Source organism: Agrococcus sp. ARC_14, assembly GCF_022436485.1.
Lineage (GTDB): Bacteria > Actinomycetota > Actinomycetes > Actinomycetales > Microbacteriaceae > Agrococcus.
In genome coordinates this window covers 138,160-146,685 of the sequence record NZ_JAKUDO010000003.1, presented here as the reverse complement: position 1 = coordinate 146,685, position 8,526 = coordinate 138,160, and the positions used below count along the sequence as shown (strand labels likewise).

Annotated in this window: 6 protein-coding genes; 4 read left to right on the top strand and 2 right to left on the bottom strand. The window is 72.0% G+C overall.

What is annotated here, in order from left to right; all coding sequences use genetic code 11:
* Positions 1 to 128: 128 nt before the first annotated feature.
* A complete protein-coding gene (locus tag MKD51_RS16415; protein ID WP_240241477.1) occupies positions 129 to 1,052 on the top strand; it encodes an LPXTG cell wall anchor domain-containing protein in 924 nt (307 codons plus the stop codon).
* Positions 1,053 to 1,243: 191 nt separating this feature from the next.
* On the opposite strand, the gene MKD51_RS15970 is transcribed toward MKD51_RS16415, so the two are convergent.
* Positions 1,244 to 2,005 carry an SDR family oxidoreductase gene (locus tag MKD51_RS15970; RefSeq protein ID WP_240241476.1) on the bottom strand — a complete coding sequence of 254 codons (762 nt, stop codon included), beginning with the start codon at positions 2,003 to 2,005 and terminating at the stop codon, positions 1,244 to 1,246.
* Entirely contained in the window at positions 1,995 to 2,423 is a 429-nt protein-coding gene (locus MKD51_RS15965) for a nitroreductase/quinone reductase family protein (RefSeq protein ID WP_240241475.1), read from the bottom strand. The genes MKD51_RS15970 and MKD51_RS15965 overlap by 11 nt, the downstream gene beginning before the upstream one ends.
* Before the next feature lie 72 nt (positions 2,424 to 2,495).
* Here MKD51_RS15965 and MKD51_RS15955 point away from each other — a divergent pair, with 72 nt between their 5' ends.
* From MKD51_RS15955 to MKD51_RS15945, 3 genes are all read left to right on the top strand, one after another.
* On the top strand, positions 2,496 to 3,056 hold the full coding sequence (locus MKD51_RS15955; RefSeq protein WP_277604043.1) for a TetR family transcriptional regulator: 561 nt from the start codon (positions 2,496 to 2,498) through the stop codon (positions 3,054 to 3,056).
* Between the two features lie 110 nt (positions 3,057 to 3,166).
* A complete protein-coding gene (locus MKD51_RS15950) occupies positions 3,167 to 4,756 on the top strand; it encodes a DNA polymerase Y family protein (protein WP_240241474.1) in 1,590 nt (529 codons plus the stop codon).
* Between the two features lie 107 nt (positions 4,757 to 4,863).
* Positions 4,864 to 8,349, top strand: coding sequence for an error-prone DNA polymerase (locus tag MKD51_RS15945; RefSeq protein ID WP_240241473.1), 3,486 nt, complete (start codon positions 4,864 to 4,866; stop codon positions 8,347 to 8,349).
* Positions 8,350 to 8,526 lie beyond the last annotated feature (177 nt).

Below are 8,526 nucleotides of genomic sequence, written 5' to 3'. Positions count from 1 at the left end.
CTACCACCGACGCCGCCGGCAGCCACGCCTTGGCCGTTTGACGCCCGTCGAGTACGAGACCATCATGACCAAGAACCTGGCCCTTGCGGCCTAACCGAAACTGTCACCTACTCGTGCAGCAGCCCCCTGTGATCGACGCTGCGGTGCCGGTCGCTGCTGGCGGCAATGCTGTCGGTGTCCTCGGTGACGCGACCAGTGATGGTGCGACCACGTCGGCGACGGCGGGATCGGGCGGTTCAGATGGCCCGGCGACCTCTGGTGACGACGGCCTGCTCGGCGGCGTCCAGGCGGTCATCGACGCCGCAGTGCCCGTCGCTGTCGGCGGCAACGCCATCGGCGTGGTCGGGGATGCGACCAGCGAGGGCTCGACGGTCGAGTCCTCGGCGACCGGCGGATCCGGTGGTTCGACCTCCGGTGACGACGGTCTGCTCGGGGGGCTTCTCGGCAACATCGGGGTGCAGGTGCCCGTGGCGGTCGGCTGCAACGCGGTCGGCCTGCTCGGCGACGCATCGACTGGCGCCTGCACGACGGCAGCTGGGCCTGGCGACCCTGGCGGCCCCGGTGACCCGGGTGACCCTGGTGACCCTGGTGACCCTGGTGACCCGGGCGACCCCGGTGACCCGGGCGACCCTGGTGACCCGGGCGACCCTGGTGACCCTGGTGACCCTGGTGACCCTGGTGACCCTGGTGACCCTGGTGACCCGGGCGACCCTGGTGACCCGGGCGACCCCAGTGACCCCGGTGACCCTGGTGACCCGGGCACGCCTGGTGACCCGGGCACGCCTGGTGACCCGGGCACGCCTGGTGAGCCTGGTGACCCCGGCACCCCCGGAGAGCCCGGTGACCCGGGCGACGACGGCAAGGCCGACGGCCCGGTGATCGATCGCCCGGCCGACGGTCCGACCGACGCGGGTGCGAACGCATCCGGTGACGCCGGCGCCATGCTGCCGCAGACGGGCTCGGAGCAGTCCTGGATCCTGCCGGTGGCACTCGTGCTGATGGCACTTGGAGGGCTGCTGCTCGGCGCACGTCGCGTGCGCACGATGCGGTGATCCGCTGGGAGTGCGGGGCGCGTGATGCGCGTCCCGCACTTCCGCATGGCTTCCCTCGTTCGCGAGAGCAGCCACGGCACACTCACCTACTGGATCTGGTTGAGCATGAGGGGCAATGGCCATGGGGCCCATCATGAAGCGGGACGTGGAGGCACGAGAGCACGCTTTCGGGGCCTCTGGAGCGACCGTTCTTAGATGAGCGCGCCGCCGGATGCCTCGATCCGCTGCGCGGTGATCCACGCAGCGCCGTCGGTCGCAAGTGTGGCGATGGCCTCTCCAATGTCCTCGGGCTCGCCAACGCGTCCCATCGCGGTGTTGGCTGCGAGGAAGTCGCGCATGCCGTCGTCATCGCGCATGGCGCCGCCGTTGAAATCCGTGGCGGTGGGTCCCGGGGCGATGGTGTTGACGCGGATGCGGCGTGGGCCGAGCTCCAGCGCGAGGCCGAGAGCGAATGTTTCGATCGCTGCCTTCGAAGCGGCGTAGGCCGCGGAGCCGACGGTGACGCGGCGGGTGAGCATGGACGAGATGCTGATGATGCTGCCGCCGTCCACGAGGTGCGGCACGACGGCCTGCGTGAGCAGGATCGTGCCCTTGACGTTGATGTCGAGGAGCGCGTCGAGGTCGTCGGGTGCGATCTCGCCGACAGCTCCCCAGCGACCAACACCGGCATTGTTCACGAGCACGTCGACCTCACGCTTCCCCCACCTCGCCTCGAGCGCGGCCGGCAGAGCGTGCGCGAACTGCTGGATGGAGTCGACGTCCGCGACGTCGAGCTGCAGGGCGATTGCCTCGGAACCCGCGACGGCGACGGCGTCGAGCGCTCCGTCCGCTCTGCTCGGCTCCCCGCGGTAGGTGATGACGATGCGTGTGCCGCGCTTCGCCAGCGCGACGGCGGCGGCGAGACCGAGGCCGCGGGCGGATCCGGTGACGATGGCGATGCGGTCAGCGGTCATGGGTGGTCTCCTCGAACGTGACGTGGACCAGTGGGCTGCCGGCGAGCCATGCCGCGAGCGGCGCGACCGGCTGCGGCAGGCCTGCGGGGTTGCTGGGCTGATTGAGGTCGTCGATGATGCTGGCGAACACTCGCCGCCTCGTCGACTCGTCGGTGATCGCCTCGCCAGAGGCGGCGAGGTCTGCGCGCAGTCCGTGTTTGAGGTGGATGGTGAAGCGCGGGTTGGCGACGATGTTCGCGAACCAGTCGCGTCGCGCCGGTGTGGTCGTGAGGTAGATCTCGCCGAACGCTCGGTAGAACCAGATCTCGATCCGCCGAGCCCGACCCGACCGCGCTCCGATCGTCGTGATGTCCACCGTGCGTTCGCGAGCCGACGACGCCGGTGTGATCGCCAATGCTTGGGCTGCCTCTTGCAGCATCGATCCTCCTAAGTAAGTAATCATTTACTTCTACTCTAGGATGGGGAACGACACGACGCAAGGAGCTGCCCGATGGCACGAGACGCCGAAGCGACGCGCGCACGGCTGCTGTCAGCCGCGTGCGATGAGTTCGCGCGGGTGGGTTTCGCAGGGGCTCGCGTGGACCGGATCGCCGCGGCGGCGGGCTCGAATGTTCGGATGATCTACGCCTACTTCGGCGGCAAGAGCCCGCTGTTCGATGCGAGCTTCGAGCATGTGGTCAGCGCCATGGCTGAGGCCGTGCCCCCGCGACCCGATGATCTGCCGGCCTGGGCCGCCGAGCTCGTCGAGTTCCACGATCGCGACCCGCGGGCGCTGCGCATCAGCATGTGGGCACAGCTTGAACGGCCTCAGGCCACGACGGAGCCACTCGACGTGTACGCCCAGAAGGTGTCGGCCATGCACCTTCCAGAGCAGGGCGAGCTTCGCCCAGCGGACGTGCTGATGCTGATCTACGCGATCGCGCAGGCGTGGCAGCTCTCGCCAGCGGGACTCGTCGCGCACGGCGCCAGCTCGACTGCAGAGCGCGCTGCCGCGGCGCGCGCCGCAGTCCACCGGCTGACCGGCTCAGGTGCGAGACAAGCCGCCACCTAGATCGAGGCGCCAGAGCCAACCTGTGGCCCACCGAGGCTTGGATGGCCCTCCGCGACGCGACACACCGCATCCACTTGACTCTGTTCGAACGTGTGTTCGATCATTGCAGGATGACCGGCGAGACGATCGAGCGCAGCGCACGGCGGCGCGACAGCCGCATCGGCGTGCTGCGCGTGCCCGACTGGTCGGTCGTCGTCGCGCGCCAGACCGGGGCGCTGCCCGCGGGTGGCGAGGTCGGCTCGCCCGGTGCGATCGTGCACGCGCTGCGCATCGTCGCCTGCGACGAGGGGGCGCGTGCCGACGGCGTGCGGGTGGGCATGCGTGTGCGCGATGCGCAGTCCGCGTCGCCCCTGCTCGCGCTCGCGCAGGCCGACCCGGTGGGGGAGGCGCTCGCATTCGAGCGGGTCGTGCGCGCGGTGCTCGCGGTCGTGCCGGCGGCGCAGGCCATCGGTGATGGCGCGCTGGCGTTCCGGATGCGCGGGGCGAGCAGGTTCTATGGCTCCGAGTCGCGCGCGATCGGGGCGGTGCGGGATGCGCTCGAGTCGCTCGGGTTCACCGCGGCGTTCGGTGTCGCCGACGACCGCTTCACGGCAGAGCTCGCGGTGGCCGCCGGGGCTGATGCGGCGACGCCGGCGACCGCCGTTGCGACGAGGACTGCTGCCGAGACGATCGTGCCCGTGGGTCGCAGCAGCGAGTTCCTCGCCCCGCTGCCGGTCGGGGTGCTCGGCGGCGACGAGCTGCCGAGCATGCTCCACCGCCTCGGCGTGCACACGCTCGGCGGCTTCGCGCAGCTGCCGGATGACAGCATCCGTGACCGCTTCGGCGCCGCAGGGCTCGTCTCGCTCGCCCGCGCCCGCGGTCTCGACGACCGTCGCGTCGACGAGGCGGGGCTCGGCGAGGAGCGGGTGCTGCGGCTCGTCTTCGAGCCAGGCATCGAGGGCGTGGCAGAGCTGGCGCTCGCGGTGCGAGAGCCGGTCGACCGCTTCGTGCGGCAGCTGGCGGAGCAGCGGCTGGTGTGCAGCGAGATCCGCATCATGCTGCGTGGCGAGGAGGGCCGCGTGAGCGAGCGGCTCTGGCGACAGCCGGGCTTCCTACGCGCGAGCGACATCGTCGATCGGATGCGCTGGCAGCTCAGCGAGAGCGAGCTCGGTTCCGCGCTGGTCGAGGTGCAGGCGCTGCCCGAGCGACTCGACGCCGACACCGAGCACATGCCGGGCCTGTGGGGCGGCGGCGGCATCGACGACCGCACGAAGCACGCGCTCGAGCGGCTGCAGAGCATGCTCGGCCGCGAGGCCGTGCTGACGGCGGCGACCGGCGGCGGCAGGCTGCTGGCCGAGCGCGGCGTGCTCACACCCTGGGGCGATGCGGCGCCGATCCAGCCGGCGGGGCCGTGGCCGGGTGCGCTGCCGGCCCCGCGGCCGACGGTCGTCTTCCGCCCGCCGCTGCCGGCGCTGCTCACCGACGCCGAGGGGCTCCCGGTCGAGCCGCAAGCGCTCGACGTGCGCGAGGCATCCCCCGCCGTCTTCTCACCGCCCGCCGCGCACCGCCGCCGGGTGGTGGCCTGGGCGGGGCCGTGGCCCATCCGCAGGCGCGAGCTCGGCGACACGGTGCACCGCGTGCAGATCCTCGACGGCGAGGGAGAGGCGTGGGTGCTGCTGCACGCCGACGGCGCATGGCTCGCGGAGGGGCGCTATGCGTAGCCAAGCGCTTGTCCGTCAACCGGTCCTGGGGTGCGCCGACGGAATAATCCCGTCGGACCACCGTCAGACCGGTTGAAAGAACGAGCGCAGAGGGGAGGAGGTGAGCGATGGCCGGCTGGAACAACCCGGCGATGCCGTGGCGCGAGCTCGAGGGCATCCTCAGCGACCGCGACGTGGGCGCTGGCAAGACCGCTGGGCACGCGACCGAGCTCGACGAGGCTCGCAGGCAGCGCATCCGCGTGCCCGCGCCCGAGCAGGCGACGCCCTACGCCGAGCTGCACGCGCACTCGCACTACTCGTTCCTCGACGGCGCCTCGAGCCCTGCAGAGCTCGTCAACGAGGCGCGCAGGCTGGGCCTCGAGGCGCTCGCGCTCGTCGACCACGACGGGCTCTACGGGGCGGTGCGCTTCGCCGAGGCCGCAGCCGAGGCGCAGCTGCCGACCGTCTTCGGCACCGAGTTCACGCTCGGCCTCGAGACGCCGCAGAACGGCATCCCCGACCCTGACGGCAGCCACCTGATCGCGCTCGCGACCGGGCCGGCCGGCTACTCGGCGCTCGCCTCCGCGCTCACCGACGGCTACCTCACGAGCGACATCCACGGCCCGGGCGAGAAGGGCAGGCCGATCTTCGAGCTCGACCGGCTCGCAGAGGCCGCGCACGGCGAGTGGCTCATCCTCTCTGGTTGCCGCAAGGGCACCGTCCGCCAGGCGCTCGACCGCTTCGGCGCCAACGCAGACGGGGCGGATGCCGCCGGTCACGAGCTCGACCGGCTCACGTCGCTGTTCGGCCGCGACCGCGTCGCTGTGGAGCTCAGCGACATCGGCGACCCGCGCGACTTCGAGCGCAACCGGGTGCTGGCCGAGCTCGCCGAGCAGCGCCGGCTGCCGGTGATCGCCACCACGAACGCGCACATCGCCAACCCGGCGCGGCAGCAGCTCGGTGACGCCGTCGCGGCCGTGCGCGCCCGCCGCTCCATCGACGAGCTCGACGCCTGGCTGCCGGCCGGGGGCGTGCCCTCGCTGCGCAGCGGCGCTGTCATGGCCCGCCGCTTCCGCGCCTTCCCCGGCGCGATCGACACCGCGGCAGCGCTCGGCCGCGAGCTCGCCTTCGACCTGCGCGCCGCCTCGCCGCAGCTGCCGAAGACCGAGGTGCCACAGGGCCACACGCCCATGAGCTGGCTGCGGGTGCTCGTCGCCGAGCGATTGCCGCGCGTCTACGACACGGTGCTCGATCCCGCCGGGGCCGCCCGCCCGAGCGCGGAGGTGCAGGCGAGGATCGACCACGAGCTGCACCTCATCGACGAGAAGGGCTTCGCCGGCTACTTCCTCATCGTCTTCGAGATCGCCGAGTTCGCGCACGGCCGCGGCATCCTCTGCCAGGGCCGCGGCAGTGCGGTGGCGAGCGCCGTCTGCTTCATCCTCGGCATCACCGCCGTCGACCCCATCCGCTACCGGCTGCCCTTCGAGCGCTTCATCTCGATGATGCGCGAGGAGGAGCCCGACATCGACATCGACTTCGACGCCGACCGTCGCGAGGAGGTCATCCAGCACGTCTACGAGCGCTACGGCCGCCGCAATGCCGCGCAGGTCGCCAACGTCATCACCTACCGCCCGAAGTCGGCGGTGCGCGATGCCGCGAAGGCGCTCGGCTATGCCGTCGGCCAGCAGAACGCCTGGTCGAAGTCGGTGGAGTCCTACTCGAAGCCCGAGACCGACGGGATCCCCGAGCCGGTCGCGCTGCTCGCCGGCGAGTTCCTGCACGCGCCGCGCCATCTCGGCATCCACTCCGGCGGCATGGTGCTCACCGAGCAGCCGGTCGGCACGGTCTGCCCGATCGAGCCCGCGCGCATGAAGGACCGCACGGTGCTGCAGTGGGACAAGGACGACTGCGAGTGGATGGGGCTGGTGAAGTTCGACCTGCTGGGCCTCGGCATGCTCAGCGCCATGTCGCACACCATGGCGCTCGCGACCGAGCACACGGGCGAGGAGTGGACGCTCGCGACCATCCCGCTCGAGGAGCCGGGCGTCTACGACATGCTCTGCGAGGGGGATGCGGTGGGCGTCTTCCAGGTCGAGTCGCGCGCGCAGCTCGCCACCCTGCCGAGGCTGAAGCCCCGCTCGTTCTATGACCTGGTGATCGAGATCGCGCTCATCCGGCCCGGCCCCATCCAGGGTGACGCCGTGCATCCGTACCTCCGCCGTCGCAGCGGACAGGAGCCGATCACCTACGCGCACCCGCTGCTCGAGCCGGTGCTCGAGCGCACCCTCGGGATCCCGCTCTTCCAGGAGCAGCTCATGCAGATGTCGGTCGCGGTCGGCGGCTTCGACGCGGGCGAGGCCGACCAGCTGCGGCGCGCGATCGGCTCGAAGCGCTCGAAGGAGAAGATCGCGGCGCTCAAGGCGAAGCTCTTCGTCGGCATGGCGGCGAACGGCATCGAGCCCGAGATGGCCGAGGCGATCTACCGCAAGATCGAGGCCTTCGCGGGCTTCGGCTTCGCCGAGTCGCACTCGCTCGCCTTCGCCAAGCTCGTCTACGCCTCATCCTGGCTGAAGCTGCACTACCCGGCGGCGTTCCTCGCGGGCCTGCTGCGCAGCCAGCCGATGGGGTTCTGGTCGGCGCAGACACTGGTGGCGGATGCGACCAGGCACGGCGTGGAGACGCTGCGGCCCGACGTGGTGCGCTCGGGCGTCGACGCGGGGCTCGAGGCCCGTCCGTCAACCGGTCAGGCGGTCGGTCGGGGCGCTGAGACGGCTGGGGGACCAGCAGGCCGGTTGACGGACCGCGCGGAGTGGCCGGCGGGCGATGACGCGTGCATGGCGCACGAGCAGCCGGCGGTGCCGGCACGGGCGACGGAGACGCTCGCGATGCGCGAGCGGCACCGCCGCGACGCGGGACTCGCCGTGCGGATGGGGCTCGCGGGCGTGAGCGGCATCGGCAGCGCTGCGGCCGAGCGCATCGTCGCCGCCCGCGGCGCGCAGCCGCTGCGCGACATCCACGACCTCGCCCGCCGCGCCGACCTCGACCGCGGCGAGCTCGAGGCGCTCGCGACCGCCGGGGCACTCGACGGGCTGGGCGTCAGCCGCCGCGAGGGGCTGTGGCTTGCGGGGCCGGCCGCCACCGAGCGCGAGGATCAGCTGGAGGGCACGCAGGTGAGCCTGCAGCCGCCGCTGCTGCCGATGCTGAGCGCAGAGGAGCAGGTGGCGCTCGACATCTGGTCGACCGGCGTCGCGACCGACGACCATCCGGTGCGGCACGCGCGGGCGATGCTCGACGCGCGCGGGGTGCTGCCGATCGCGGCGCTCGCCGAGGCGGAGCCCGGCAGGCGCGTGCACTCGGCGGGCGTCGTCACGCATCGGCAGCGGCCGCGCACGGCGCAGGGCGTCACCTTCATGAACCTCGAGGACGAGACGGGGATGCTGAACGTGATCGTCTCGAAGGGCCTGTGGCTCAACCAGAAGCAGGTCGCCAGGCACGCGCCGGCGCTCATCGTGCGCGGCATGCTGCAGCGCACCGAGGAGGGCGTGATCGCGCTGCTGGCCGATCGGCTCGAGCGCTTCGAGGTGCCGAGCCGCGGGTCGCGCGACTTCCAGTAGTCCGCAGGTCGAGGAGCGAGCGGCGCAGCCGCACGCGTCACGAGACCGAAGCGCGCGCGCCGCCGCTGCCTGCTGGGCTGAGCCGCTCCGGCACGCACTGCCCTGTGCGCGTCAGAGCCCCGCTCAGCTAGTCTGCAAGGCTGCGCTTCCGGCGCGGCCATGCGCGGCGCGGTACGC